1 protein-coding gene is annotated in these 1,753 nt (G+C 69.5%); it reads left to right on the top strand.

Annotated features, from left to right (window positions below):
• Window positions 1–1,658: N-acetylmuramidase domain-containing protein (locus VF697_RS40270; RefSeq protein WP_331103624.1), on the top strand; the 1,658-nt coding region annotated here is incomplete at its 5' end.
• Between the last annotated feature and the right edge of the window lie 95 nt (window positions 1,659–1,753).

Consider the following 1,753-nt stretch of genomic DNA (forward strand, 5'->3'; position numbering starts at 1 on the left):
CCGCCCACGGCATCCAGACCTGCGCTGACACGCTCTCCGTGCACCCCGCCGAGCTCTGGGCCGTGCTCCAGATCGAGACCCGAGGCTGTGGCTACTTCGCGGACCGCCGGCCCGCCATCCTCTTCGAGCGCCACGTCTTCAGCCGCAGGACGAAGCGCCGCTTCGACGAGCAGGCCCCCGACATCAGCAACTCCAAGGCAGGGGGCTATGCCAGCGGCCCGGCGGAGTACCCGCGACTGGAGCGGGCCCTGGCGCTCGACGAGCAGGCCGCGCTCGAGAGCGCCTCGTGGGGTCTCGGCCAGGTGATGGGGTACCACGCCAACGACCTGGGCTACGGCTCCGTCGAGCAGTTCGTCAGCCGGATGATGGCCTCCGAGGACGAGCAGCTCGCGGCCATGGCGGCCTTCATCCAGCACCACGGCCTGGACCAGGCCCTGCGCGACCATGACTGGGCCGCCTTCGCCCGGGGCTACAACGGCTCGGGCTACGCGAAGAACCAGTACGACAAGAAGCTGGCGGCGGCCTACCAGCGCCTGTCCACCCACTCCTTGCCGGACTTGAGCGTGCGCGAGGGCCAGCTCCTGCTCACCTTCCTGGGCTTCGCTCCGGGCACCGTGGACGGCGCTTTCGGCGCGCACACGAAGGCGGCCTTGAACCGGTTCCAGAGCCAGCACCAGCTGCCCACCACCGCGGGCTTCGACCCGGTCACCCTCGACGCGTTGCGGCAACAGCTCTCCGTCCCGCCGCCGAGCATGGCGCTCCCTCCGCGACAGGAACCCGTTGCCCCTCCGCCGGCCTATCCGCTGGCCACGCGTCCCCCCGCGTCCGTGGAGAGAATCCCCGAGCCCACGGTGCTCGTACCGGCCGAGCCCGCTCCGGTGGAGGTGCTGGCGGTGATGACCGACTCGCCAGTCCCCACGGAGCTGTCCGAGCAACTTCGCCAGCGGCTCGCCCAGCCGCTCAACAAGGCCGTCCAGAATGAGCTCGCCAGCCTCTTGACGCTGCGCGGCAAGGTCGCACCGGTCCTCGGCTCCACGGCCGTCCAGTCCATCGACCTGGGCCTCACGGCCCTGCTGTCGGAGCAGCCCAACCTCACGTTCGTTCGGAGCCTTCGCCTGCGCATCGCCTCCGCGCTCGCCGACCAGCTCTACCCTCTGCGGCCGCTCCCGCTTCTGCGGTCGGACTCGCCCGCCATACAGGTGGTGATCGGGCTGGCGCTGCTGCTGCTCGTCTCCCACGGAGCGGTCGCATTCGTGCACCTGGTCCTGACCAACGAGAGCACCTTGCTCTTTGGCCTCCCCGTCCGCTCACTGTTGCTGGTGGGGCTGTGCGGTGCCGCGGGCAGCGTCGTGAGCATCCTCACGCGGCTGGCGGAGCTCGAGAAGCTGCGAGGCGCCAGTCGCACCTCCATGTTCATGTTGGGTTTCTTCAAGCCGGTGATCGGCATGTACAGCGCGATCTTCTGCTTCGCGTTGATGAAGTCAGGGCTGCTGCCCCTCCAGCCGGCGAATCCGGAGTCGGAGCTGTACCTGTACATGGCGGTGTGCTTCCTGGTCGGCTTCAGCGAGCGGCTCGCGAAGGATCTGTTCGCCCGCGCGGAGGAGAGCCTCGGCGCGGCGGCCGGCGGACAGAGGGCCGCGCCCCTCCCGCCTCCTTGATGTCGGGCCCCGGCGGGGGCTTCCCGCGGGAGCTGACACCTGGGCTGCCCAAAAAAAAGCCCCACGTGTCTCATCTTCCGACGCCTCAGGAGAAC

Source organism: Archangium sp., assembly GCF_036388035.1.
GTDB lineage: Bacteria > Myxococcota > Myxococcia > Myxococcales > Myxococcaceae > Archangium.